Here is a 25,565-nt window from a genome sequence, read left to right on the forward strand (position 1 = left end):
TCACATGAATGACATAATCTCGCTACGGATGAGTGAAGAAGAGAGAGATCAGATAGTACGGCAGGCTCGGAAGGTAGATGAAGACCTATCGGAGTATATCCTGAAAGCTACGGAGCAACGCATTGCCCGTGAGCTGCACGATCAGCGTGCGGAGGAACTGGGTCTGGAACCAGAGTTGGAACAGATCGCTGAGAGTGTGACAGAGCAAGTGAACAAGGCAGCAGATGTTGAGACAACTGAAGAGTTGGCTTATGAAGTAGCTCTCTGGGACTTGATTTCGACAGACTACTCCTCAGAGGAGCGTGCTATTGCGATGGATGAAGCGACAGACAAACTACAGGAAGAGGTAGACAACGTCCGTAACAAGGAGGGTCAAGAATGAGTGAGAGAACTGTCATTCAGATCTATACGACTGACGAAAATCGGGAGTGGCTTGAACAACTAGCCGATGAAGAGGATACGTCAATCTCGGAGTATGGTCATGAGATGATTGAGGATCACATTGACCGTGAAACTGGGGAGCGTCAGTACGGCCGGTATGGAACTGATACTGAGATAGAAGTCATTCTGGACTCTCTCAAGGAGGAACTGGGGGAGACTCTGGACCAATTTGAGTCTGAAACACTCGAGGAAGTACGGCACATCCAGAGAGTGCGGACAGCGTATCTTATCTCGATCTGGAAGCTGATTAAAGACGACTACTCTACTGCCGAGCAACAGCTTGCGATGAAGTTTGCTGAACGGTTCACTGGACAGGAGCTCAACACTGAGTCCGAAGCGATTCTTGCAGGGGAAGGCAGTAGCAGCGAAGACGGACAGGGGTCCGCCGGCGCAGCGGGTGATGGCGCATGATTGTAGAAACGGACTATCAGCAGAGCGGAGCAGGGAACCTCGTCGATTATATTCGCCGTGACCGAGATCAGGATGCCGGAGCGACAGTTGATCTACGGAACCCGGCCGGCCGAGAACTCTCCGACCCAGAAGTAGACCGATTTGTCGACAAGAGTCAAGAGTTCGGATTCCAGCGGCATCTGATCGTTTCGCCAGATCCGACTGGACAGTATTCTCCCCAAGAGGTTCAGACCAACACTCGGGACGTAATGAACCAAGAGTTTGCCCGCCAGCCGACAACCGACTATGTGTATGCTGTCCACCGGGATACAGACTTTCCTCATGCACATGTCGCAGCTACTGGGAAGCAGGCAGAGCTGGAAATGGATTTAGAAGACATCCAGAAACTCAGTGAACGGGCGGAAACCGCGTTTGAAGAACCCGCCCGAACGCGCGACCCAGCGGCTGCCGCCAGTGATTCTCCGGAGGACATTGGCCGAGTCGTGGATCAAGAAGCTCGGGAGCAGTACCACGAGGCAGAACTGTCGCTGAACCCCGAAGCAGAAAAAGCCCTCAAGCGCGCGACTGAGAAGAGCCAGCAGAAAGACGTCGGACAACCCACGGCTGAGAAAGCGAGCGATGAGCGCCAAACTGAGCCACTCTCAGAACGTGCTGCGGAGAGAGCCGAAGAACAGGCGGCAACTGAACGCGAACCCGAAGTTGATCTTGAACGCGAGCAGGAACCCGAACGCGAAGTCGGGTGGTGGCAGTGAGTTCTAGTTCCTCTGCACCACCGGGACAACGCTCCGGAGAGGTTCCGAATAGCCTCAAGTACGACAACGTCGTCGGGTTCGTCTGGGCCGGGTTCATGCTGCTTTTCCCACCGATGATCGTCGATAGTGACAAGGTCCTTCCGAAGCGGTTCTGGGCGTGGCGCTACATCTACCTCGGGTTCGGACTCATCAGCACGGCGTTCTTCTATGACGTGCTTGTCCAGACACCCAGCGCAGCGCTGTTGTTCCCGTTCGCACACGTTCTGGCTGCCATCTCAGTCGGAACACTATTCGCTGACTTCACCGTGCCGGGGCTATCGCTGCCGATGGTCTCGTACTCGACCACGGTGCTCCTGTATGCCATCTCAATCGGTATCGTGTTCTCAGGGGAACTGCTCCGCCGGACCTCGCCGGAAATGCTCGCGATGAACCAGTGGGACCACGACGACGGAGAGTCCGTCGTCCCACTCGAAGAGGTCTCTCACGAACACGAAGAGGCTGAGATGCCGTTCACGCTCGATCAGGATGTCTCTACAGCCGTCGTAGGGGAAACCGGGAGTGGGAAGACGTCGATGATGAAGCTGCTGGCCTACCAGTTCCCGTACTACAGTAACACGGCAGTCATCGCCCACGACACCGGCGAGGACTTTCAAGCATTCTACGAGGAGTTGGGCTTCGACGTTCAGCGCATCCGCCACGAAGACAGCGACGTAGTCTGGAATCTGTTCAAGGACGCCGATTCAGAGTCGGACTTCCGCGAGGTCGCCGGCGCGATCTTCGGCGAAGCCGACGGCCACGACCCATTCCATCGGCCCGCCAAACAGACCTTCGCGGAGATGCTGATGTACCTCCATCTCAGCGCGAAAAAGAACAGTCGCCGCCATGCGCTCTGTCACGCCGATATCGTCTCGCTGCTCAACGAGGGCCATATCGCGCTCAAGAAAGCCCTTGACGAGTTCGACCGGCTGGACTCGGGCCACATTGACCCTGACAAGGGGAAAGGTGCACAGAACGTCTACCAAACGATCAAGGAGAACGTCGATCCCGTCTTCACTGGCGACTTCGGAGACTACGGGGAGTTCTCGCTGCAAGAGTACATCGAGAACCCGGAAGGCCGAGTCCTCATCATCGACTCCAATCCGACGGAACTGGAAACGCTCGGGCCGATGTACCAACTGCTCGTAGACTGGTCGATCCGCTACGCGATGAACGCCTCGAATCCGACGGTCCACATCCTCGACGAGATTGACGCGCTGCCGGCGCTTACTCAGGTGACGAACCTTACCGCCCGAGGGCGGAAACACAAGGCTCGGGCACTAGTCGGCGTGCAAACAATCGGCCAACTCAAGGACACGTACAGTACAATCTCTGGCATTGTCGGCAACTGTCCGCAAGGAGTCTACTTCGGGCCGGGTGACACTGAGTCGACGGACTTCATCCTCGACGAACTTGGCGAGAGCCGGCAGTATGACCGCTCCGAGATGGTGTCGATGAGTCACCAGGGGCGCGGCGAAAACCCGCGAACGCAGGCTCGGGACACATACAAAGAGAAAGACAAGACGCCGGTCACGTCTGGCTTGCTTCGAGACTTCCAGCCCGGTGAGTGCGTTGCCGTCTCACGAACGACGTGGGTCCACGGCCAGTCCTACGAACTGGCTGACGTTCGCGATAGCCTCCCGGCACAGGGTGCGGAGTCGCCGGGCAGTTCGGAACCGGAACCCACTGACGATGACACCGACATCGAGAGCGACAGTTGGTTCTCGTTCACCCGGGCTCGGCTCGACGATGTGCTCTATGGGTCACTTGGTGAGGACGACGACGATGAGTCCAAAGAGAGTGGGGTAGATTGTGACGCTGAAGTCGAGCCGACCGTCGACGCGACAGACGGGTTGGGCAACGACGAGTCGACCGGCCCACTCGACCAGACAACAGCAAACACTGCCGTCACGTCTCCGGATACAGACCACCCAGATATATCAGATTTAGAGGGCGACTCTGGTGGCGCGGATCGGGACCAACAGCTGCCCGATGACGATGGCGACCACTCCCCTGAGACGGTCCCAGATCCCAGCAGTGACGAGACGGACTCTGCTGAGAAGGAAGAGAGTGAATCGCCTGATGAATCGGACACGGAGGCTGATACTGACAAGAGTGAAGAACGGGACGAAACTGAGGCAAGCGGAGAGCGACGCAGGCCATCTGAGTTCATGTGACCTACATCAATTTCCCCGTGTTCTAACTATAAGACGTTCTATATATTTCTCATTTCTGTGACGTGGTGGTGCTTCTCTACAAGTTGGTACCGGGTCTTGTCGAGACTGTAGCACTCGACTTGTATCAAAGTTATTGAAGTTACTTTCTTCGTACTACTCTATATGCGAAATCGCAAGACGGCGTCGGTAATTTGCCAATCTGAATCACGGTGAATCACTCAAGCACAGCGACGAATCATCAGCAAATCGCAGGACGGCATGGGTATGAATCGCCCAGAATCAGATACAAACTACACTCTTTACCTTGTCGTGCATATCCCGGCGGAGGCGCGAGAGACATAAGAAGAAAAACATAAGAGATAGAACAAAGGAAGAGACAGTGGATCGCGGAACCTACCCAGAGCGAAGACTGACACACTCACCCCGCAAGGAAACCTATTGAGTTTCAGATAGAAGTCGCCTCACTCCCCGGAGCCATATCGTGACTTCGACACGGCGGGCCAGCCCCACCGAGCGCCATGTGAGTCCACTGCCCCAAGCACGTCGCCGGTCGCCTCCGTCCAGGGCCACGCCGATCACGACCACACTTGAACTGAGCCAGTGCTGGCAGACCGACGCTCGACCCTCGCTCGCTTCGGCCCTCGTGGCGCACAACCCGGCAGCCACTGGCCGGCGACCACACCACTTTGTCCGGAGCTTTGTATCCGAATCCCAACAAGTACAACACGCCTTGTTTTCGCACTCTCCAAATACCGTAATTTAGTGCGGCATTCAGCCGGAGAACTGTCCGATTCCCGGCGGGGATCGCGCCCGCCACTGCAGGCACGATTGGACCGGCGTGAGGCGCGCGACCGCGCCGAGCGCAACGCCCCGTCGTCCGAGTGAGCGAGAGTGAACGAGGACACGACAGACGAGCATCGCGAGTCTGTCAGTGGCGTCGCGCGCTGGGACACTCCACCAGCCATCCAGCCCCAGTTGCGCCCCGGCCGGCAGACCCACGCTTGCGATACATCTGGCACTCCGTGGGACCAGTACCTCGACGTGTGCCAGCTGGGGGAGCCACCCCAACCCAGAGCTTTTTCAGCGATGACGGACAAGTCTGAATCGTACCGTTCTCATGTCACAGCCACACCTTTCTCCAGAGCAACAGCCATCCAACCAGCGTCAGATTCCGAGCATGGAAACGATCGGGCCGGTCGTCGACGAAGTGATCGACATCGCCCGGCAGAAGCTCAAACACCCGATCAAAGTCCGCCTGTGGACGTGGGAAGATAGAGAGTTCAAAGTCCGTGTCAAGCACTGGTATCCTGCCGGGGCAAACAACCGATACGGATACGAAGCTATCGTCCAGTACCACAGTGACCGCGAAGTGGTTGAAGGGTTCTTCGCTGAGAGGGACACGGAAACTGATGATCTGGAAGTCTTGCTAGAAACTGAGTTTGGTCGTATCCAAGACCCCGTCGAAAAAATGAGGGAGTAGTTTTGACCAGCGCTACTTCACGACCTCGCGATAGCAGTCCTCACAGAGCTGGTCAAACGATTCGTTGCGGTCAGAGTCGTGGAACGACCCCGACCGAATCCGGACCGCATCGAACTCGGTAATGAATACGTCTTCACAGCGTGGACACTGGACGTCTCCCATTTGAGAAATCACCTCCCGGCGGCCCTGTCTGGCCGCCACCCGCCTGCGGCCACACAAAATCGAGGGGTGTCTACCCGGGACACCGGGCCCAGATGCCGGCTAACCAACAGCTCCCCAGAATCCGCTGTCTTTGTTGGTTAGACAAAAACGGGTGTGCTAGGCGAATAGATCCTGAATCGTCTCGGTGGAAACAATCGTACCGCAATTTGCAAAATGTCGAATATAAAGTGGGGATATCTCGACAGGGCGTTGAGAATTGACTAGCTATCGCCCGGGAGTAAATCTTCGAGGAACCGGAAGCCGTTCACGAACGTTACCGAGTCACCATATCCCTCACTGGTGAGCACAGTTTCAGCCCCTTCGCCGGCGGCGATATCGGTTGTATAGATGTACACTTGGCGTACTGTCCCCGAACTGAGATGCTGAGCAGCTAGGGCCGCAAGCGCGGCGTCGGCTCGCTCGACCTCGTCTGCGGGTCGGTCATCGGCGCTCGCAATGTATCTCTGGACGCCATCCATCGCCCTCGAGACGATGGGTTTGGAAAAATCAAGTGGCGCTGCGACATCAGCCCACTCTTCGTTGATCGCAGCATCGACAGGTGGCGCTTCAACGTCGGAGTCGTCGACTGTTAGCTCCTCGTACACTCGCTCTGGAAGGACGAAGGTGATGTCGTTCTGGCGGGCAAATCGACGGACGGCCTTGTACCGCCTGTTCGACAGCTGCCCCATCGCGACGAACAGGCCGGTGTCGACGATATGGAGGCTGCTCACGTGTCATCAGCCGCGTCGCTGTCGTTGGTGTCCAACTCGTCAAGCGACGCGCCCGACGCTTCGATGTCGTAGTGCTCGTGGACGACGGGCCGGAGCGCCTGCAGGATCATCTCCGCAGCCAGCGGCGAGATATCGAGATCCTCAGCCATCAGCCGGTGGGTTGTTTCCCCACGTTCGCGGGCGACTGCGTAGGTGAGCGCCGTTGCGAGGCCGGCGACGCTGTGGCGGTCGATGTAGGTGTCGATGTCATCGTTGGACTCACGGCGGCCGACTGCGTCGATGAGCGCTGGCGTGATCGTGTACTCGCGGTCGCCCGCGACTGTCGTCACAGTCAGATTGATCTCGCGGGCTGCATATCGACGGGGCTGCTCGTCGTGAGTGACCTCAACGACGTCGGCGTCAACGAGCCGGTTAACGTAGCTGTAGGCAGTTCCCTGTGCGAGGCTGAGTTCGTGCATTACGTCTTGGACAGTCGCCTCGTCTTCGCGAGCGAGGTATGCGTACAGCTGTGCCAGTTGAGGCTCTTCGAGGAGATCCGCGACCGAGAGAAAGTCGCGGACAATGTCGCCATCGGTTTGGTTTGAGGTGCGTGACATAGTGTACGCTAATTACAGTTTACAGAGAAACAGTAAAGAGTGTTCTGGTCACTATCACGGTATCGCGATAAGCCTCTCTTTGAGATAGTGCATCCAGTAGCTGGTCCACTGGGACTCTCTTGATCGACGGTCGACCAACTATGAGTAAAAACGATTCCAGTCTCTGCTTCCAGCGGCAGGCCGGGATCGCGCCCGCTACCGCAGGCACGATGGACCGCCGCGAGGCGCGCGATAGCGCCGAGCGGAGCGTCCCGTCGTCCTCGTGAGCGACAGCGAACGAGGGCTCGACAGACGAGCATCGCGAGTCTGTCGGTGGCGTCGCGCGCTGTGGCGACCCACCAGCCACTCAGCCCGGATTCTCCCGGGCCGGCTGGCCCACGCTCACGCACACACCAGAACATCGGCTCTCTCACAGCCCCCACCAGACTGACCCACGTTGACACGCTGGTGCGGTGGCGTGCCAGTCCGTGCGCGCGGTTGGCTCGCCGCCGCCCGCTGTGCCGGAGGCGGCGGCGAGGCCGCGTGCGCGAGCACCGTCGCACCGCCCGAGGAAGCCCCCGCTCAGTGGGGGACGCCCTCGCTACCGGGCGTCAGTCTGCGGAGTGGACGATACCGCGATGGGTGGCGGCTCCATGCTCAGTGTCGAACAGGTCCGAACACCCGGGTTCAGGACAGCGGGCCTTCCCGAGCGTCACGGCGACCGCGCGGTCAGAATCCCGCTCGTTGGCCCACTGATGGGTGTCTGACTCTGCTTCCCACGACGCCGCCGCCGGGCTAGCACCGGACGAACCGAACGAGCCGCCCCCGTGTCCGGTGGGCGCGGGACCGTCGCCGCGCTCGATGATGCACATGAGCGTGTCGCTCGTGACCGCCACCGTCTTGATACCGTTGTAGTCGTCGGGCTTGCCCCCCGAAATCCGAACTCTGTCGCCCTCGCGGAGCGTGCGCACCATCTCGCCGCCGTGCATGGACTTGCCCCAGACCGTGACCTTCGCGCTCGTTCCCTCGTCGTCCTCGATATAGAGGACTTGGTACTGGTTCCGTGCGTCTGGCTCCGCGATGATATGCGTTACTTCGCCCTCGACCGTACACTCGTAACCGTAGGGCGAGACATCCGCGATAGGCGTGGGAGTTGTCAGTTCGTTCTGTGCCTCGTCCAAGACGGTAAAGGAAGCGTCGTACAGGCTGTTACAGTCGCCCATCTGCCCGGACACAAGGGCCGCGAGTCGGCGGCCTGCTGCCGCTCGTGACAGACTGGTCTTGTCTGCGATGGTCGCGGCCTGCTGGTTGACTCGCGCCAGCGTGTCGCGGTCCATCCACTGCCGAGGGTCAGCCGGGGAGCGGAACCCGTCAGCCCGTCCGGTTTCCGCGTCGGTGAGCTGGCGAGCCGAGGCTTCGCGGTCGGCACCGTCGACGTGGGCGCGTGCGACCTCGGAGTGTCGGGCTTGCTCGGCTTCGCGTCCGTGGCGTTCTTCCTGCTGGGCGAGCGTTTCGCCAAAGCGCCGGTCCGGGCCAACCTCGGTCGAGCGCGTCCAGTCGTAGTCGTATGCCTCCTCCTGTCGGGCGTAGAAGTTGCCACGGCTATCGCTCCCCCGATTCATCCTGAAATCGAGTTCGTCGCCGTTCTCCGTCTCTGCAACCGCCTCTAGAAGTTGCTCGGGACCACCCTCGACGTGGGCCGAAAGGGAAACCGTCTGGTTGCTTGCCGATGCTTTCTTACCGCTGGAATTGCTAGCGTACATTGTCTTTCTCCAACCGACGGAAAGACACTTGTCGGGTGTGTCCGCACCCGATTTCTGCGGCGTGAAACTGCCCTGCCAGCGCCGCGTGCGTCGTGTCTTTCCGTACTTAATGGCATGGGTGCCAGCTACTTAAAGATAACGGACCATTTGGATTGTTTCAAGTGCAATATTCGGGTGTCTGAGTGGTTTCTAAGCGGCGTCTTGTGTTTCGCGTTTCGAGGGAGAATAGTATATAAAGACTGTAGGTAGTTGACACCCCGGCAGGCGGTCCCATCGTGTGCGGTTGCGGTGAGCCAGCATCCCGCGCGGCCAAGCGAGTGCCGGATGGGTGAAAGCCCGGCAGCGCAACGAAGTGAGCCGCCCGGAACACAGCGACTGCAAGGAGCGTCCTCGTTCCGGCGAGGGAGCGCCGGCCGCGAGGGTTCCTCAGCCGGATCGCGCGCGACTCCGACGCGTGCGTTCGATTCTGCTGTGTTGTGCCGTAGCAGTCGGGTGGGACTGAAAGGGGCACGCCGCTGGCGCTTGCCGTGGTCGCGTCAGCGGCCCCTATCCGCGTGCGGTTTGCGCGGATATGTCGCTGAGCGACCGCCAGCGGCGTGGGGCTTTCAAGGTGTGCTGGTCCGACACCGAGTTTGCCGTCGCGATGTCGCTCGGAGTAGTGCCGTCGAAGCTATCAGTCCCGCCGATGTCAGCAGTCCCGTCGCAGTCAGTCGTACCGCCGACGTCAGCGTACTGAGTCCCGCCAGCAGTCCCACGAGTCCCGCCATCCGAAGTGCTGCCTCCCTCGACACCGTCACGAGTGCCACACGACTCGACTCCAGGCCAAGCAGTTCCAGAATCCCCTGCTCGCTACACACGAGACACACGCCACTCGTACCCTCTCCGCCGGCCATCGGTCAACGCACCGGCTCCGGCAAGAGCGAGCGTGCCGCCCAGCGGCGGCTGCCCGGCGGTCAGACGACACACCAGCCAGCCACCCGTCTCTGCCCGGCCGTCAGTCCCACGCCGACACACACTCGTCTCTCGCGCTCTCAGCCGGCCTGCCAGCCCCACGCTGCTATCCACCAGGTATCCGTCTGCTTCGCCCGGCCGTCTGCCCCACGCTGCGAGGGGCCGACTGCCAGCGTCAGTGCCAGTCATGTCCCTCTCGCCTTCAATCGCTCAACCCCGACATGGGCATCGATAGTTTCCAAATTGGTTGCCCAGGCTGAAGCTGGCTTTTATACCAATACATTCCTAATAGGAATAGTATGCCTACTACGAAAGGAACGACCACAATTGCTCTGGAGTATCCGTTCCCTCAGGACCGGGTCTTTCGATATCAGGCGATGCAGGATGTGCTCGCTCGCTTGATTGAGGAGCCATATGAAGAGTTCACCATCGGCCAACTCGCGGAAATGATTGACGGGAATCAGGCAACGGTCTCAAAGGCAGTCAAACTGCTCAAAGAACTCGGCACAGTTCAGACCCGTAAAGAAGGCCGGAAGCAATACGTGCGTATCCATCGTGACCGACTCACAAAATCTGATCCAGTCCTGTCGATCCCTCAGTCGGAATTTCACAAGCCTGTCCGGGCCTTCGTCGATACTGTTCAGGAAGAGATTGACCATCTCGTCGGCGTCCTGCTTTTCGGTAGCGTGGCACGGGGGACAGCCGACCGCGCAAGTGATATCGATCTTCTTGTCTTCGTCGAAGACGATAGGACACAGGCTCGCCGAACTGTTCAGTCAATCGTAAGCACTCTCCAAGAGACGAAATTTGAGGGGAACCGCTACACCTTCGAAACGTTGGTCGAATCGACCGAAAGCGCGAAACGGATTGGTGACCGGCTCCAACAGCAGTTCGATGAGGGACTGATATTAGTCGGGACAGATCAGTTATCCAATATCCGGGCGGAGGTGTACGCGAATGGAGAATGAATCAGTGCTTAACGCACTGGCAGCCGCTGAGCGTAGTTTCGAGCAGACACCACAGAATGTTGAGGACGGGCTCGATGTCGACGAAGCCGAATTGGTCCAACTTCGCCGAGCATGTCGGCTTCTGGCAGCTGCGTCCCGCCTGCTTGATGGTGGCTACTACACAGTTGTCATCGAGTCGTCGTTCGTTGCGATAGAGCGGACGATCCAGTTCCGACTCATCCACGACGGCGCAATGGACGCTTCTGAAGTCATCAGTAGTCATCGGCGACTGTACCAGCGAGGTGCAGAGATCGGACTCTATGATGACGCGTTTGGGGAACGATTAGCTGAACTATGGAACCAGAACCGAACAAAAACCTACTACCGGCTCGGAATTGCCACTGAATCGCAAGCAAAGGCGATGCACGAACTTGCCACCGATGTTCATCAAGATTTGATCAACGCGAGCCAAGTGCGCCACGAGTGTCTCTGTTAATCGACGGCCAGACGATAGACCAGCCGGCCGCCCGTCTCTGCCCGGCCGTCAGTCCCACGCTGCAAGGAACCGACTGCCAGCGCGAGTGCAGTCGTGTCCCTCTCGTCGCCAACTGCGCGCGACTCTGACGTGCGCGTCATCTCAACCAGCAATTAACGCTTATTGATTAGTGCAGATACGCATACAACGAATGCCAACAAGAGAGCTACTGACTGGGCTTCTGATCCTCGGTGGAAATATCGGGCCGCTTGAATCGATATTTGAGATCTATCCACCACTTGTGTTGCTGGGAACGTATCTCGCAGCAACGGGTGCGTATCTGATAGCCGCCGATGATCTGGCCAATTTTGCTGGACTTTGGGTCGTGATGACTGTCGTCTATCCGCCAGTTCTCATCTGGCAAATAAATTCTATGAATATGACACGCGAGATTATCTTCGGGTATTCATTTGCAGATAGCGTCGCCGGACTCCCACTAATCTTGATGCTTTTGGTCACGTACATCCTCGTTCAATCGTTACAGGACCGCTTTCGGGAGGTTGCATGATGGTCGTTTCGTGGATTTTGGATTACTTTCCGCCGTGGTTGGCAATAGTTCTGGTAACTACTGGATCTGTACTTATCACATGGGGCCTGCCGTTCGTTGATCCGAAGAGCGACTTCGCTGTCGAGGCTCCGAAGGGTGTTTTTGGGACGCTCATACTCGGTATCGGAACGGGTTTCACGATCTGGGGCGCACGAAAGACAGCCTCATTCGACACCGTCGTTGTTGGGATCATCCTACTCGGTTCGTTTATGCAGGGGGCAGTCGCGGTCAATTTCTATCGAAAAGTCTATGACTTCGTTTCGAATGGCTCGCTCCCATCAAGTGGTGGATTCAGACGAAAGATCATTGCTCACCTGTTGATGCTGTTTCTGTTACTGATCGCACTGTGGACCATCATTTACTTCATAATCTGGGGCAATCTAGACCTGGGAATACAGGATACTGTCCGACTGTACTGGACGATCGCCACGGTTATCATCAGTGTCTTGGGGCTATCCACACGGTTCTGGTTTATGCAGCGTGGATTCCCTCCGCAAATAATGTTTGGTGGGATTTTCCTAATTACTGGAGCAGAAATCTTCAATTTGCAGTTTGAGGTTGAGTTGACTACCTTTGTCTTATCACATATTGTGTATACGCTCGGATTCTGGATAGCAGCGTTTCTTTTCGTCAGTTCAGTCCGCAACTCAAACCGCACCCACAGACGCTAAGTTGTCAGAAGAGGCCGAGCAACCTTTTGAAGCGGCCTGTGATACTGGACGTCGCGTTGATCTCGATCTCGACAAGACACGAACACAGTAGCAGCTGCTCGCCACACGCCGGACACTCCTCGTAGTCACACATCTGGTGGTGGAGCTCGCCGTGCTCAACACCACACGCAGGACACGACTGGTCGCGCCACCGCTCAGGGTCGACGGTAACGGCCCGTTCGTTGCTTTGGAGGACTTGTAGCTTGTACGTGAGATACTGGCTCCCCCCGCCCCACGGAATCGGGTCGAAAGCCTGCCCGTCGATATGGTAGCGTTTCTGTACACATGCCGACGCCGACTGTGGCCGACGGCAGTCGGGACAACACATCTACCTGTCACCCCGGGGACGGCCCTGAAAGACCTCGCCGCGTTCCTGTGCCTGTCGATGCTGGGCAAGGGCGTCTTGCTGGTCGCCGGCTTCGGTGTCTGGAGACTGTTCGTCGGCGGACTGCTGTTCGGTGCTCATGTTCGGGAAACCCCTCGCCCTCTCGGGGGGACACAAAATACGGGCGAGTACGCACTCGACAGGACTCAGGCCTCAGCGACGTCCCAGACAGAGAGATGACCGGTAGAACAGACGCCGGCGTGACGCCCGCCATGCAGGGCCCGTACTCTCCGTCGACAGACGCGATGCGCTCGGCGTCGAAGATCGGCGCGTCGCACTCGTCGGTTCTGCAGGTCATATGGTTGGATGAGTCACTGGACATCATGTCTCGCCCTCCATCGCTTGGTGACGGAGCTCACTTTCGTCTGGTAGATCCCAGCCGTGGTACTCGCGAGCGATGTGGCGAGTTCGCCTGACGTTGCCCGCGACGCCGGCTACTGGAGACTGCTGTGTCTCACCGCGCTCTTTCAGGTATGTAGGATGGTTGCGTGTGTACGTGCCAAAGCCGAGGCTGTCTGGCCCGTTCTGAGTCATGACGACGTATCCCTCTAACTTGGTCTGGATCGCGTGTTCCTCTGACATAACTGGAGGTCAAGACGCTCTCTCTGGAACGCCTCTCACCCGGTGGAGGCTCACAAAATACGGGCGAGTCCGCGCCGTTGGGCTAGGATTGCTCTAGTGGCTCAACTCAGGCACTCGCGCCGTTGTGGGACCCCCCGCAGGTCCCGGCACGGGGTCGCACACCGTCAGGAGTAATTCATCGACTTGACTGCCCTCGGAATATCAGAAAATTCCTAAAACGGAGACCTGTAGGAATCAGTAAACCATGATAGTCAAGTACTAGCAAACGTATAATAACAAACTATGTTAAATTCCCATGGCGAATAACGATTATATTGACAAAATTAGGCCCCACTTCGGCGTAGAAAACGTCTCAGAGGAGGTCAGAGAGTTTCATGATGATTTTGCTGACCAATACGGAAGTGACTATCACACTCTGGTTAAGAAAGTAAAACCGGCGCTGGAAGAAGTACCAACACATAATCCGTTCTTCGACGATCACGGCCCGCGACATAGCTACAGAATCGTCAACAACATCTGTATTTTGATATCAAAAGGAGAATACGAACTAACTCCTCTAGAAAAATACGTTCTCGCGAGCTGTGCATGGTTACACGATATTGGAATGAGTATCAACCGAAAAATAAACTCAGAGGAGATTCTCTCAGATGCATTGAACGACTTTCCGGACTGGTTTTCCGATATTGGGGCCACTGCAGACGACGATCAAAGGATTAATAATAGCGATTTGATACGAAAATGGCATCATATCTTGTCATGGCATTTCATCAAACAGAAACATGATACACTTGGATTTGAGAATTTCCACATCGCAAATGTTGTTGCAAACGTTTGTAAAGTCCATAGAGAAGGGGTCAGTATTGAGCATCTGAACAACTCCGAAACTATCCGGGCAAATGAATATCGTGGTGAGATACATACAGAGGCTATAGCGGCCCTGTTTCAGTTTGCAGATGCATTGGACGTGATTTATGAACGAGCGCCTGAGATTAGTACTGAGACGCAGGTTCTTCCGGAGGAGAGCGAACCCCACTGGCGGGTCAAACACCTAATTAACGATTTTTATTACGACCCGAGCGAAAAGACAATCACATTCAACGCGTTTCATGAGAATGAACATGATAAGAAACTACTCGAAAATATAGCTGCAGATCTCTACAGCGAATACTATGACGTGAAGTCGACGATAGCTTCTGAACCTTATTCTATTCCACTTATTGACATATACTGCGAGACTACCCATCGAGAGTCGACAGATGGTGGGACGGTCAGGCTCAGTGGAGAAGAGGCCCATATTGTTCAATTCAAACAAGAAGGTGAAAAGCAGAAGCGTGAACAGGCATCTAAGTTTGAGGAAATCGATAACGGATGGGTATTCGAAATACTCAATGACGCAGGGGATACGCGAATCACGAGAGACGTGAAAATCCGAAAGACGAATAACAGTCTGGAAAAACGAACGCATTTCGTTCGCTGTTACGATTCGAAGAACAATGCGGATTGGGAGTCAGTTGTACAAGCGGAGGATAAGGAAGGTAATGAATTAGATATTGAGGTCGAGATCGACCAGCCGAAACATAAACGATTCACAATTGATCTTCCGGAAGAAAGTACAGAAGGCGACACTATTGAATACACCTACTCATATCGGTGGAATGGGTTCTTCCCTAAAGAAAATGAAGAGTTCGAAATCAAAGGGAATGCGCCGTCGCCAGATTTCGAACTAACCGCAGGAGATGATCTTTCTATAAATAGTGTCTGGTGGGTTGAGCTCAGTCCGGATGACAACAGCGTCATTGACCGGCAAGAGATCCAGACAAACGGGAATTCGGTAGTCACAGAACTTGACAAGGCCCAAAATACTAATAACGTGTGCGTTCATTGGACACAACTATGAAAGGCGGCGGCTCTGGTCCATAGTCGGTAACCAATGTGTTCAGTAGCAGAGGATTAAAAATAACGCGAAAGCTGTTGCAGTATTAGCGGAAAGCGGGCCGGGTGAGATTCTCCTTGTGTTTTCATTCTGTTTAGGAATAGTTAGATTCACCTCAAAACAACTCCGTTTCTCTGAAAAGAGTAAGCTGAACACGCTTAGTCGAAAAGACGGCTCCTCCAGTGAAACGACCTTTCTATATATAGTTGGTTCGATGCTCAGTTACTTAGTCTGGAAACCATCGCGACCCATGTGAAAATTACACACGATTCAACAAAAAGTGGAGGTGTCGCTTAAACCGTTGTGACGACGTGTTGGTGTTCGGCTTGAGCGGGCATCAGCTGGATCGTCACCTCGGCCAGTGTCAGCTCCCGAAGCACCTCGGGTGGGGCTGGACATGGATGGCCACTGCCGGACTGGATACTAACAAAACCAGTGTACGTATCTGGTATGCCTGTGACGGTGGGTTAGAGCGGCCAGGGAGTTCGACGACAGGCCACCTAGACGATCTCCGACGATGCACGAGCAGGTGTTCGTCGAGCGAGGCTACGGAGTCACAGTTTGGGATCGGCGGCTGACGATACCCGTCGCAGCAACCGAGCGGTTTCTGGCGTGGCGTGGTGGGCCGACGCCCGGTCGTGAGTGCAAGGGGTGGTGGAGCGTGACGAGCACGAGCGGCAGCATGGAGAGGTATGGGGAGAGTTGTGTATGTTTTTGAAATTGGTCAACGGGCCTATGAGTAGCGTTTGAATCGTGGGTGGCGTTGCTCCCATCTATGAGTTTGCAGCTATTACAGAATTTCCTAGACAGAACAAGCGACCAACCCGCAAGTGTGTAGCAACACCAACAGTAAAATAAAGTCAAATTATTCTAAACGTAGATTGTGACTGGTGATGTGCCAATGAGTCGGCGGCGGCGTTGGGGTGTGCTCGCCTTCACTGCTGTATTTGCTGTGGGGGGATCACTGCTAGTGACGCTGACTGATCTTTTTGGAACTTGGCGATGGTTTGAGATACCAACTCTAGTCGAATTGGTTGGGTTCGGACTTGGGTTTCTACTTTGTTTGCTTGTCGCAACGAGAACTATGCTCTATACCATCTCAGATGGCCACATTAAATTAGAGTTATATAATCAAGTACGGGGCATTCCGTTGGTACTCAAGTATCTATTACTCGGGGGTTTTTTACTTGGAATTGATGCGGCCTTGTTCGAATTTCAGGCTTCTCAATCGATTAGTGGTCAGGCACAAGAGCATACGGAGCTCATATCGCTAGCTCTCTCTGGACTTCTAGTTCTGTTATACTATGATCAGCACAAGACTCAGCGCCAGCAGGCTGATCTAATGTCACGACAGACCGATTTGGAAGAGCGGAAGACAGAATGGCGAGAGGAGCAGCGTGCTGCCCGAGTAGAGGTTAGTAACTGGGAGTTCGTTGATTCGTTTTCCGATATTGATATAGCAGTATCTGACTCTAATCAGTCGATGAAAATTGGCCCGAGAGTCGAGAGAGACGGCGATTCGATTTTCGCTGCGCGGGTTTCAAATACCGGTGAGACAGTCGCAAGAGATCTTCAACTTCGGATTGAGCCACTTGTAAACAGCCCAGATCTCCCCAGAGGATACAATGATATTTCTCTGTTCTTGCATATCACCGCAGAACTGTTCGAGCTTACCGAAGATATCCCAGACCAATATTTCAACCGCAAGGATGTTCAGATCCCAAGCCACACGTCCAGTGGTCTGTACGCAAGCATCCGAGTTGAGAAGTTGTTCTCCAACGATAACGAGGAAAGTATAACTTTAGCAGAATCGATCGCAACACTTCCATTCGATGTCGAAGATATTGTTCTACGAGCGAAGTTGCTCTATGAAGATGTAGGAGGGACAACGCACGAGGCCCCCATTGCTGCAGTACGGCTAAAGGCTGATGACAATACGACCCTTTTGGATGCATTCGCTGAATCACATCGGGTCGGCTATCATGGTATTCCAGTAAATGACCACAAGGATACAGGGGAATTCCTGATTGATACATATATGACAGCCGAATATGAGGGGCCGAGCGCGGTAAAGTATACATTTAGCTCAGATGAATAGTGCTACAGCGGACTCTCACTTTCAACTGATGCGGCCATCACTTTCATGTCAAGAATGATATTTTTGTATTTTGTTGAATAACACCCTCTGACCGAGGATTGAGAGCGTTCGGTTCTGAGATAACCGATTCGGGCAAGGTCTACGCGACTCAGACTTTCTGTTGAATTCGGTGAACCTCTCGACGCGAGTTTACGAAGGTCTGGAATACGGCGCGGTCGACCGGGACACGCTTGAACGGCTGGCTGATCTCGCTGGAGGGATCGCCAGGCGAGGTATCTTCAGTCGATCACATCGACAGCCGCGTAATTCCGTTTGATGACGGTGAACCAAACCGAACTAGCTGTGGAGCATCTTCGAACCGCTGGTGAGCATGATTTTCGGGATAGACCGTCGCTGTCGGCGGCGCACTGCCGCCGACGCGACAGTGTCACCACTGACGACTGCTGTCCGGCCCGATGGACAGCTACCGGAAGAACCGGTCGTCAAGTGGTTGATTCGCTGGAACAGACCTGCGGACACCAAGTGCTGTCCAAGCTGCGCGAAGCGTCATTTCGCAAAACTCTGTGAACGACCACTGCAAGAGGCGGCGCCCCGGGCACCGCCAGGTTGCACGTCCTTTCCAAGCAGACACTTCCTCTAACCCGATGTGGTCGACTGATACTGGTCGTCAGATGAGATGCTCTATGGATTCGCCGTCCCGGAACAACTCGGACTGCTGAGGCTCGGCGTCCGTAGCACGTGTAGAAAATGACTCTGGAGAGACGGCCTGTTGCATTGCGTTGAGCTTTGACCGAAGTTGGCCGCTCGTCGAGCGGACCAGCTCATCGTCTGGCCAGGAATGGACTTCGAGTCCGTCAAAGCGCGTTGCGACTTGCTGGACCGTGTTCAGTTGGTTGAGAGCGTACTCGACCCAGTTGGTGGCTGTCTTGCATCTGCTGGAGTTCGGTGACAACGTCGTCGTAGCCGGCTTGCTTGGCGGCGGTGAGACATTGCTGGAAATTCGCGCCACGGGGATTGATGGGTTCGTGGAAGACAACGACCTCACCGAGCGCTCTGAAGTAGCTGAGTAGCTCGTGAAAGTCATCTTCGCCCATCGTCGGGTATGTGGGTGACATCGAGACGAACACCGACACACCGGCCTGCTGGAGCTTATCTAACGCCTGCCAGCGAGTCATCGACAGAACATCGTACTTCGGACGAAACGATCATCGCGACATCCACGCCATCGTCAAGACCGTCGAGAAGCCCATTGTCGCGACGACCAGCACCCCGAGAAGAGAGGCTTTCGGCAGGTCGTACAGCTGGGTCAGGACGACGACAGCACCGAGCAGTTTCGTGACGATGAGCGTGATATTCGCGAGGAGTTCATACTGATTACTGTTCATAATCTCTCCGTGGTGTTGACGACGGAGTGACCGGGCGATGCGAACAACGGGATAGTTCTACTCAGTCTGCGTATCGTGATACCGATCCAAGGTCGTCATCAGGTAATCAAATAAATGAAGAGCGTTTCTGGCCTGTTTTGCATCTAGTTCGTCGAGATACGCGTCTCCATCAGGGTCAACTGTTCGGTGACTGAGTGGGTTTCGGATGCTCTGATATGCTCCATCGAATAGCATTTTTAGCCCATTCTGCTCCCCATTGTGTGATGCCAATGTGATTGATCCATCTTCGGGCGTTAACGCTGCAGTGATCAATTCGTGGCCACTCTTTTCAGCAAGTGACTCTGGGCCTAGGTCACGGATTCGCTCTTCCATAATTTGCCCCGCAAGTCGGAGGGCTTCCTGGTACTCGCCCCGTTCGTAGTGTGGAACACACCGGTCCACCAGTTCACCATCATGCAGATCAACCGTTTCGCTGTCGGTCATTGAAGAACTAAGCTCGTCAACGAATGTAAGTAGACGCTCAGCATTACGTCGGTCTTGTGGACCATCCTCTGTTTCTACTTCATGATACCGGATGGTAGGACTCATTTGTCCTGGTGCTCCAAATGAGATACGCTCATCATCTGCTGTAAGTGTAATTTCGTCTATTTCATTCGGGTCTGATGATCCACTGCCGGCCCATATATTCTGGGCAGTCCCACCACTAAGCGGGAGTGTTGTTGATCGTTGAATGCTGTCGTTTTGTTTCAAATGATATGCAATAAAATCGTGTATCTCTGCAAACGAGTCACTGGTCGGAAAGTGCAGTTTTCGGTATGTTCTTTCACAGTTTGATCCAACGGGATTCCCATCAAGAATCAGCGTGTTGTCTGGAAAGTCATCTGAAGAGGGATAGGCCTGTACATATAGCGACACTTTGTCTCGCCATTCAGACGACTTGTTCACCGATTCAAGCCAGATCTCTAGTTCATCGGGAGTCATATACTATCTTCTATGTCCGAGTATTCAAGCAACACGAAGAGTCAGAGATCCCTCTGAAATATTACATCTTAATAATAAATTGGCTGAATATACTTTCCAGAACCGTTCATTTTATTTAATCTGAGCTAGACTATTAATCCACTTCATTCGTGTGTGCCTCTCAGTCAGACACAAAAGAGTCCAATCTGTTTGAGACAGCCTTGGAGTCTGTTCAAGAGCGCTACGAGTTCGCCTACTGGCACGTCCCTATCGGATATCTATTGCTAGTAATTGTGACTTCTTATATCCTCTTAGCTAACCTCTCGTCAGTTACGATCTACGCATATTTCATCTTAAAATACGCAGCACCACTGTGTATCGTCAGCGGTGCTGTGGGATTGGCTTATGGCTTGCAATACGAACTTGAGTATGAACTGAATCCTTACGGTCTATTATTATTTGTGCCGCTTGGAGTCGGCATCGTACTTTTTCTCGGCGTCTGGGGGGCGGGGTTTAGCGACATCGCACTCAACCTTACGCCTTACCTACTTGTCTTGTTCGGGACCTCCCATTTGCTATACCTCTTTTTTCTGGCGATTCAGCGGGACTTTCACCAGTTGTTTTTCGGATACCTGTAAGCCCCTAGGTTTATTCCTTTGATATGCTACCTAGCAGTCGAGAATGGAGCGTCGGGGTTTCCTCAGGGGGATAGTCACAGCTGGCACGGCCGCACTTGCTGGTTGTTACAGCCCTGGAGAGGTGTCGAGTAGCAGTGACGTATCAATTCCAACACCATCCGTTAGTGGCTTGGACAAGGATTGGAAAATCCGAGATGAGCAACCAACCCAAGAGATGACATCCGTAGAGGTTGCGGGGATGGATCTCTCTTCGTGGTACGCTCGGACAACGGTCTGGGAATATACACCACTCAAACAGCGACTCCGGAACCGAACGCTGGATCAGTTTTCATCGGCGGCGTTCGTTTTTTTTGCAACGCGAATTCGAGTCGAGGGACAGGGCAGGCAGTTACCAACTCGGTTACTCAGACCAGCGGTAGAAGACCCAGTGATGAATCGGATGGAACAAATGGGTGTCTCCAATGTTTCGAAGACAAGCACAATTCCGGGAAATATCGAGACTCAGAATGGTACGGCTATGGAGATGCAATTTGAGGGGGATTACGTCAAACAGGATATTGAATTCTCGCTGCAAATTCCTGAGAAAGGTGCGGAAACGTACAGTTTCAGTCGTGTAGAAACATCTGTCCGGGCCGTAACGGGCTTTTGGAAAGCCGGCGGCGATTTCTACCTTGCAGGCGGGGCGTTCCCGACAGAAGACATAAGCAAGCAGAAACGAGTACCGATAACAGCTGGTCATCGGCAAGGTATTGATGCGATCATTTCGATTAACCTGCGGTTTGACCCTAGTCAATACAAACAACAGACGCAGAAATTGATCGGAAGTGTTCAATAAATATCAAAATCTCGAATAAGATGTTCTCAGGTGAACAGCGGTTGCGAGATATTGTTCCACGACCACCACGATGCCTGACTGACCCAGTCGGAGAAAGACTGTTATTGGTCCTGACACAACTTGAGGAAGTCGAAAAAGAAGGCATCATGGACTATGATGAAAAAGAGCCGGTAGTCAGAGATGTATTCTTGGAGCAATTCCATTATCATGTTAAGTGGCCAGCCTATGCGATTCTTCTCGTCATAACTGCCTTCGTTATTAATGTTCGATTCGGTTCCGTCCAGCTACAGGCCTATGGGCTTGTTTTTGATATGGTTGGTGGGGTTCTACTGGCACTAGGGATCGTCCGTGGCAAAGGGGGCTTGATGCGAGATACACGGGAGCCCGGTGCTAGGCTTGGTGGAGATGAAGTGAATATTCATCGACCAGCACTGAAAGCAAACATTGCAGACACAATTGACGGACTATTTGGCGCGATATTCCTTGTCTTTGGATTTAACATCCAAATCGTTGCTGTCCTCATCTAAAACGATACTCTTGGGTTGGTTTGCCCATCTCCTGAGACTCACGTGGCCCTCCAGAGCTCGAATCTAATTCGTCGGGGCGGATTGACGAGTGATGGCTGTCTCCGTGAAGCTCAGCCCGAATTTGAGTACCCCGCCAAGAGCGACGTTAGCGAAGCCAGCGACTGCCAGGGCGTAGCCGACGGTACCCGCTGTCGAGGGTTGCAAGAGAGCGATTTGGATGCCGGACGCATCGGCACTAATCGACAGTAGGAGCGTCATCATGCCCGCGAGAGCAACGACGCCACCGATACGCAGTATGTTCCCTGAAATTGCTCGTCCCTCTTCACACACGCGAGCGAGCCAGTAGCGCTCGGCGGACACAGGACGTTCACGCTCTTCATCAGCTAAGTACCATGCCAGATTACCACGTTCTGGATGGCCGAGTCGCTTCTTGTGGATACGATCCTCGTCTTCAAGATCGTCCAGTCGATTGCGAACAGCGCCTTCTTTCAATCCGATTCGCTCATCATCACTGACCTCAGTCGTTCCGACGAACCCCGCCTCGCTTTCGCGGATCACGTTCAGAATCATCTCGTCGGTGATTCGCTCTTCTTTCTTGTCGGCGAGATAGTCTCTAACAACCATGATTACCTCCCAGAGAGCCCTCCAATGAGCGATGCGACCAGCGCGACTGCCAGAACGATTCCGAGTAGGATCATGACTAGGCCAAACGTGCTGAAGTTATAGAGAAGCGAGCTGGATTCGACTGCCGAGCCAATCAGCAGGAGCATGAACCCGCCAACGATGAATGCAATTGCTCCCTCGACCGCTTCGCCTGCGTCACTCATAGTTGCCTCCGTTCGATGCGCGTGTTCTCTCAGTTCGTCTGAACATCACATGAATCGCCAGGGATTGCATTGGTATATATGGGTTTGACCTTTCATATTTTCGGGCTTCAACCGCTGTACGGGGTGGCTACACTCTTCACGCCGATTTGGGTTCGACGCGAATTCGGTCCGGGTCGATTTGGGACTCGGTCTAGGCTGATTCGCAGGACTGCGGCGTTATTATAGTACATTTGTCATGAATGGGGGCTATCACACGCGCTCGATACCGAAATGGCAAAACGGCGCTCCACCCTGACAATGTGTTGGATCAATATCCGCAATCCATGCCGGCACAGTCTCATATACAGGGTTATGGCCCTAATTCGGGCCTAACAGCTATAGGGTCCACGACATACTTTATTTATAGCAATCTACAGGGCTACCAATGACAGACACACTTGGCACTGCACAACTCGTTCCAGTCCTGGTAGGCGCGTTCACGATCATCAAAGGAGGACTCATCCTGTCCGGACTGGGCTATATTTCGCACGGACTCGCGCACTGGTTGGCACGCTACACGCGGCTTGAGCGGCCCGATCCAACAGAATTCAAGCGTCTGTTTGAGCGGTTCTTCGACAGGCTCTTCGCACCGATTGGAGAGCAGGCCGCCGCTCGTATCCATCGGCCAATTCTGCGGCAATTGTCGTTCGAGCTCAGTATCGGAATCGCAGTGATCGTGGCCGCGATAGTGGTCAATATCGTCGCTGCCGGTCTTGTTACTGGCACTGCTATCGCCGCCTACCACACTGCTGGCGTCAATATTGAGCCTACGTCGGTGTTTCGAATGATGGTCTCGGGAATTCTTGTCTGTGCGTTCGCAGTGATGACGCACGCTGGGGATCGAGCCAAGCGGATTCGAACCTGAATACTAATATAACACAACTTAGAACCTACTGTGACCCGAATTAAGTGCCGTGTTGAATAGCGGTGCTGGTCGGGACAGTCGAAATCTAAGTCGGCTCGTCAGGGGCTGTTGCCAGTTGTCTCAAAATTAGTGTCGCTTTACCGTACCTCAAGGGGCGCTATTCAACACAGCAGAATTAAGAGACTATCAATTGGCTATCACTGCAACTCTATTCTCCCGAGACGCCCTGATAGCGGTCCGATACAGTCAATAAAAGCCAAATAAGCGAATGGAATTCCGAGGCTGTATAATTCTATATTCTATCTGAATCATTGGATGGCATATGCTGAGTTATCCCGTTTCTGGCTGCCGGCACTCATCAACACTCTTCTTAAATTCTCTCACCCACGCCTCGTACTCCGTCATATCTGGGTGAGGTAAATCCATGATTTTATTAAAAAACCATCTTTCATCATTGGCTGTCGTTACTCTCTGTGTTTCAGCTTCAAACGCCGGTGTTATTCCTTTATCAAGTGCGAGGCGGAAGGCATCGTCTATGCAATCTTGAGATGGGTAGTTATCTTGCAGAATAGCCAACTCAGTCGCCCAGTCCCGCCGATGTTCTTTTTCTAACTGACAGACTACGTATGCCAAATCAATGTATGAACGACACATAGCACGCGCATATTCTCCTGTACCAAACGTTTGGATGATCAGACTGGTCCATACATCCTGTAGCGTCCGCAGATTCATCGGCCACTCTTCATTGCGGGTATAGTAGTCGAGAATATATCCTATGACGTCCACTGAATACTGGCGATACGTGAACAACAGCCTGTACGGTGCAATTCCCTCTGTATCCCTCGGTTGCGTCTTGCTGGCCCAATCGATATCACTTTCAGCAATGAATTGGCCGTACTGCTCAATTGTTTTCTTGTGAGCGGGCGCAATGGTCCTCTGGAAGAACTCATTCAAATACTGCCTGCACAACCACGGTTCACGATCTCGACCCAACAACTTCCGGAATTGACCAGCATAGAGGCTAAGTAGTGTTCTCACGCTTGATGGCGCAGGTTGTTCAGCCGCCTGAACGGTGAGTGTTGAATAAACCCCCAAACATTCACCCCGAATACTGTTGCCTTCGTCGCCATCAGGAGCCTCTCGCATGATTCGGCTGAGTCCGCTAGCTATCGGTGACAGAACTAATGGAAAGTAGTGGGCAAGACCTGCCTCTCCGACCTCCTGCATTGATCTGACTGTCTGGTGTGCGGTGTCACTCTCGCCGTCGTCAAGCGCCTGTGCTGCGATGCGAGGTAGATATTCCTTGAGAGGGTCCTCAAAATAGTACCCTGATACGGGATCGGTTCGACGCCGTTTTCCTTCTTTCCCAAGAGATTCTATCACTCGTATAGATACGTTTTTAAATTTTAGAAGGCCATTCTCCGCGGTTGCCCACTCACCATTCGATAACCCTGACATAATGGCCGAATGGAGTTCATGCATTGGATGTAATTTACTACCGTTCTGCCGACTCGTAACTGCTCTTTGCCGGTACACTTCCGGTGTAATGCTCTCTGCATAGGCAGTGAGCAGTCCCTCTGGAGTACTCCGCTCTAATGTAGTTTCAACGTATTGCACCAGCGTAACACCAGATGCGACCGCTAACCCGCTCACCACCGCTAGACCAGCCATCGTCATGCTCGGAGAAAGAATAGGCAGTTGCAGCAGCAGAAAGAGATCAATCCCGATAGAAACGCCGAGTATCAGCAGTGTCCGCAGAAATGCAATTGAGGACGTAATGAGTGTCATCATTCGGCTGGAGTAACGTGTGGCAACAAGTTGGACACCGAGAATACTGACAGAAAATACAATTGCGACAATACTTGCTTGCGTAGTCACCAGCGCAGTGAGAAATCGGTCAGCCTGTGACGTATTATACTGGAATGGCAGAACTAACAGGACGACTCCGAAAAGAACTCCCGCAATGATGGATCGGCGTTCCCATCTAGACTCAACCCACAGGGCCTTTCCTAAGTCTCGTTTAGAACGACCTTTGCTCACATCAGTAGTTGTCTAACTGCTATTATAATAACACCCCGACAGCAAAGCCAAGTTTCAGTCCAATTATTACTTCCCTGTCATTTCAATCGGTCTTGATGCGTTCGAAGCTGCCGTCTGACCGCGGCTCAAACTCGATTTTGCGCTTCGACTCTCGCACCGATTCGCTCACGAAGCCCTTCGAGTCTGGGTGTCAT

At 54.0% G+C, this 25,565-nt stretch carries 28 protein-coding genes and 2 pseudogenes; 15 read left to right on the top strand and 15 right to left on the bottom strand.

The window, feature by feature from the left end; translation table 11 throughout:
• Window positions 1-4: 4 nt before the first annotated feature.
• From DVK01_RS18230 to DVK01_RS18250, 5 genes are all read left to right on the top strand, one after another.
• Window positions 5-382 carry a hypothetical protein gene (locus DVK01_RS18230; RefSeq protein WP_121537953.1) on the top strand — a complete coding sequence of 126 codons (378 nt, stop codon included), beginning with the start codon at window positions 5-7 and terminating at the stop codon, window positions 380-382.
• Entirely contained in the window at window positions 379-852 is a 474-nt protein-coding gene (locus tag DVK01_RS18235; protein WP_008313877.1) for a hypothetical protein, read from the top strand. Before DVK01_RS18230 ends, DVK01_RS18235 begins: the two co-directional genes overlap by 4 nt.
• Window positions 849-1,604, top strand: a complete 756-nt coding sequence (locus tag DVK01_RS18240; protein ID WP_121537955.1) for a relaxase/mobilization nuclease domain-containing protein — start codon at window positions 849-851, stop codon at window positions 1,602-1,604. Before DVK01_RS18235 ends, DVK01_RS18240 begins: the two co-directional genes overlap by 4 nt.
• Window positions 1,601-3,817, top strand: coding sequence for a type IV secretory system conjugative DNA transfer family protein (locus tag DVK01_RS18245; RefSeq protein WP_121538041.1), 2,217 nt, complete (start codon window positions 1,601-1,603; stop codon window positions 3,815-3,817). Before DVK01_RS18240 ends, DVK01_RS18245 begins: the two co-directional genes overlap by 4 nt.
• A gap of 1,117 nt (window positions 3,818-4,934) precedes the next feature.
• Window positions 4,935-5,297, top strand: coding sequence for a hypothetical protein (locus DVK01_RS18250; protein WP_121537957.1), 363 nt, complete (start codon window positions 4,935-4,937; stop codon window positions 5,295-5,297).
• 12 nt (window positions 5,298-5,309) lie between these two features.
• Here the strand turns inward: DVK01_RS18250 and DVK01_RS21910 are convergent, their stop codons facing one another.
• The 3 genes from DVK01_RS21910 to DVK01_RS18260 all read right to left on the bottom strand — a co-directional run bounded on the left by DVK01_RS21910 (window position 5,310) and on the right by DVK01_RS18260 (window position 6,825).
• Complete coding sequence (locus tag DVK01_RS21910; RefSeq protein ID WP_155120706.1) at window positions 5,310-5,459, bottom strand: hypothetical protein; 150 nt, start codon at window positions 5,457-5,459, stop codon at window positions 5,310-5,312.
• 260 nt (window positions 5,460-5,719) lie between these two features.
• Window positions 5,720-6,229 (bottom strand): hypothetical protein, encoded by a 510-nt coding sequence (locus DVK01_RS18255; RefSeq protein WP_050036649.1) that lies wholly within the window; start codon window positions 6,227-6,229, stop codon window positions 5,720-5,722.
• Window positions 6,226-6,825: a helix-turn-helix domain-containing protein gene (locus DVK01_RS18260; RefSeq protein ID WP_121537959.1), complete on the bottom strand. Its 600-nt coding sequence runs from the start codon at window positions 6,823-6,825 to the stop codon at window positions 6,226-6,228. The genes DVK01_RS18255 and DVK01_RS18260 overlap by 4 nt, the downstream gene beginning before the upstream one ends.
• A gap of 140 nt (window positions 6,826-6,965) precedes the next feature.
• Between DVK01_RS18260 and DVK01_RS22890 the strand changes: the two genes are divergently transcribed.
• The gene (locus tag DVK01_RS22890) at window positions 6,966-7,091 is read left to right on the top strand and encodes a hypothetical protein (RefSeq protein ID WP_255410234.1); all 126 of its coding nucleotides are present in this window, start codon (window positions 6,966-6,968) and stop codon (window positions 7,089-7,091) included.
• A 324-nt stretch (window positions 7,092-7,415) separates the two neighbouring features.
• Here DVK01_RS22890 and DVK01_RS18265 read toward each other — a convergent pair whose 3' ends face one another.
• A complete protein-coding gene (locus DVK01_RS18265; RefSeq protein ID WP_121537961.1) occupies window positions 7,416-8,567 on the bottom strand; it encodes an SOSS complex subunit B family protein in 1,152 nt (383 codons plus the stop codon).
• 1,250 nt (window positions 8,568-9,817) lie between these two features.
• On the opposite strand from DVK01_RS18265, the gene DVK01_RS18270 reads away from it, so the two are divergent.
• Window positions 9,818-10,486 (top strand): nucleotidyltransferase domain-containing protein, encoded by a 669-nt coding sequence (locus DVK01_RS18270; protein ID WP_199722367.1) that lies wholly within the window; start codon window positions 9,818-9,820, stop codon window positions 10,484-10,486.
• Window positions 10,476-10,961: a hypothetical protein gene (locus tag DVK01_RS18275; RefSeq protein ID WP_004592300.1), complete on the top strand. Its 486-nt coding sequence runs from the start codon at window positions 10,476-10,478 to the stop codon at window positions 10,959-10,961. Before DVK01_RS18270 ends, DVK01_RS18275 begins: the two co-directional genes overlap by 11 nt.
• On the opposite strand, the gene DVK01_RS21915 is transcribed toward DVK01_RS18275, so the two are convergent.
• Entirely contained in the window at window positions 10,958-11,101 is a 144-nt protein-coding gene (locus DVK01_RS21915; RefSeq protein ID WP_158598778.1) for a hypothetical protein, read from the bottom strand. The genes DVK01_RS18275 and DVK01_RS21915 overlap by 4 nt on opposite strands.
• Before the next feature lie 50 nt (window positions 11,102-11,151).
• On the opposite strand from DVK01_RS21915, the gene DVK01_RS18280 reads away from it, so the two are divergent.
• Window positions 11,152-11,508 carry a hypothetical protein gene (locus DVK01_RS18280; protein WP_121537963.1) on the top strand — a complete coding sequence of 119 codons (357 nt, stop codon included), beginning with the start codon at window positions 11,152-11,154 and terminating at the stop codon, window positions 11,506-11,508.
• Window positions 11,505-12,218, top strand: coding sequence for a hypothetical protein (locus DVK01_RS18285; RefSeq protein ID WP_147435177.1), 714 nt, complete (start codon window positions 11,505-11,507; stop codon window positions 12,216-12,218). The genes DVK01_RS18280 and DVK01_RS18285 overlap by 4 nt, the downstream gene beginning before the upstream one ends.
• A 4-nt stretch (window positions 12,219-12,222) precedes the next feature.
• Here the strand turns inward: DVK01_RS18285 and DVK01_RS18290 are convergent, their stop codons facing one another.
• The 3 genes from DVK01_RS18290 to DVK01_RS18295 all read right to left on the bottom strand — a co-directional run bounded on the left by DVK01_RS18290 (window position 12,223) and on the right by DVK01_RS18295 (window position 13,224).
• The gene (locus tag DVK01_RS18290) at window positions 12,223-12,585 is read right to left on the bottom strand and encodes a hypothetical protein (protein ID WP_121537967.1); all 363 of its coding nucleotides are present in this window, start codon (window positions 12,583-12,585) and stop codon (window positions 12,223-12,225) included.
• Window positions 12,586-12,723, bottom strand: coding sequence for a hypothetical protein (locus DVK01_RS22365; protein ID WP_199722368.1), 138 nt, complete (start codon window positions 12,721-12,723; stop codon window positions 12,586-12,588).
• Window positions 12,724-12,963: 240 nt separating this feature from the next.
• On the bottom strand, window positions 12,964-13,224 hold the full coding sequence (locus tag DVK01_RS18295; protein ID WP_121537969.1) for a hypothetical protein: 261 nt from the start codon (window positions 13,222-13,224) through the stop codon (window positions 12,964-12,966).
• Between the two features lie 295 nt (window positions 13,225-13,519).
• Here DVK01_RS18295 and DVK01_RS18300 point away from each other — a divergent pair, with 295 nt between their 5' ends.
• Window positions 13,520-15,121, top strand: coding sequence for a hypothetical protein (locus DVK01_RS18300; protein ID WP_147435178.1), 1,602 nt, complete (start codon window positions 13,520-13,522; stop codon window positions 15,119-15,121).
• A 1,120-nt stretch (window positions 15,122-16,241) separates the two neighbouring features.
• Window positions 16,242-17,255, top strand: coding sequence for a hypothetical protein (locus DVK01_RS18305; RefSeq protein WP_121537973.1), 1,014 nt, complete (start codon window positions 16,242-16,244; stop codon window positions 17,253-17,255).
• A gap of 463 nt (window positions 17,256-17,718) precedes the next feature.
• Here DVK01_RS18305 and DVK01_RS18315 read toward each other — a convergent pair.
• The 4 genes and pseudogenes from DVK01_RS18315 to DVK01_RS18330 all read right to left on the bottom strand — a co-directional run.
• Window positions 17,719-17,856, bottom strand: a pseudogene (locus DVK01_RS18315) (ISH3 family transposase); the annotation flags it as partial.
• A 66-nt stretch (window positions 17,857-17,922) separates the two neighbouring features.
• Window positions 17,923-18,430, bottom strand: a pseudogene (locus DVK01_RS18320) (radical SAM domain-containing protein).
• 30 nt (window positions 18,431-18,460) lie between these two features.
• On the bottom strand, window positions 18,461-18,640 hold the full coding sequence (locus DVK01_RS18325) for a hypothetical protein (RefSeq protein WP_121537975.1): 180 nt from the start codon (window positions 18,638-18,640) through the stop codon (window positions 18,461-18,463).
• Window positions 18,641-18,697: 57 nt separating this feature from the next.
• Window positions 18,698-19,621 (bottom strand): TIGR02391 family protein, encoded by a 924-nt coding sequence (locus DVK01_RS18330; protein WP_121537977.1) that lies wholly within the window; start codon window positions 19,619-19,621, stop codon window positions 18,698-18,700.
• 1,047 nt (window positions 19,622-20,668) lie between these two features.
• On the opposite strand from DVK01_RS18330, the gene DVK01_RS18340 reads away from it, so the two are divergent.
• Entirely contained in the window at window positions 20,669-21,073 is a 405-nt protein-coding gene (locus DVK01_RS18340) for a hypothetical protein (RefSeq protein WP_121537981.1), read from the top strand.
• Window positions 21,074-21,177: 104 nt separating this feature from the next.
• Entirely contained in the window at window positions 21,178-21,600 is a 423-nt protein-coding gene (locus DVK01_RS21650; protein ID WP_147435180.1) for a hypothetical protein, read from the top strand.
• A gap of 63 nt (window positions 21,601-21,663) precedes the next feature.
• Here the strand turns inward: DVK01_RS21650 and DVK01_RS18350 are convergent, their stop codons facing one another.
• Window positions 21,664-22,224 (bottom strand): hypothetical protein, encoded by a 561-nt coding sequence (locus tag DVK01_RS18350; RefSeq protein ID WP_121537985.1) that lies wholly within the window; start codon window positions 22,222-22,224, stop codon window positions 21,664-21,666.
• A gap of 2 nt (window positions 22,225-22,226) precedes the next feature.
• Window positions 22,227-22,427: a hypothetical protein gene (locus DVK01_RS18355; protein ID WP_121537987.1), complete on the bottom strand. Its 201-nt coding sequence runs from the start codon at window positions 22,425-22,427 to the stop codon at window positions 22,227-22,229.
• A 424-nt stretch (window positions 22,428-22,851) separates the two neighbouring features.
• On the opposite strand from DVK01_RS18355, the gene DVK01_RS18360 reads away from it, so the two are divergent.
• On the top strand, window positions 22,852-23,331 hold the full coding sequence (locus DVK01_RS18360; RefSeq protein WP_121537989.1) for a hypothetical protein: 480 nt from the start codon (window positions 22,852-22,854) through the stop codon (window positions 23,329-23,331).
• Window positions 23,332-23,661: 330 nt separating this feature from the next.
• Here DVK01_RS18360 and DVK01_RS18365 read toward each other — a convergent pair whose 3' ends face one another.
• On the bottom strand, window positions 23,662-25,371 hold the full coding sequence (locus DVK01_RS18365; protein ID WP_158598779.1) for a hypothetical protein: 1,710 nt from the start codon (window positions 25,369-25,371) through the stop codon (window positions 23,662-23,664).
• Window positions 25,372-25,565: the final 194 nt, after the last annotated feature.

The sequence above is a fragment of the Haloarcula sp. Atlit-120R genome (assembly GCF_003665885.1).
GTDB lineage: Archaea > Halobacteriota > Halobacteria > Halobacteriales > Haloarculaceae > Haloarcula > Haloarcula taiwanensis.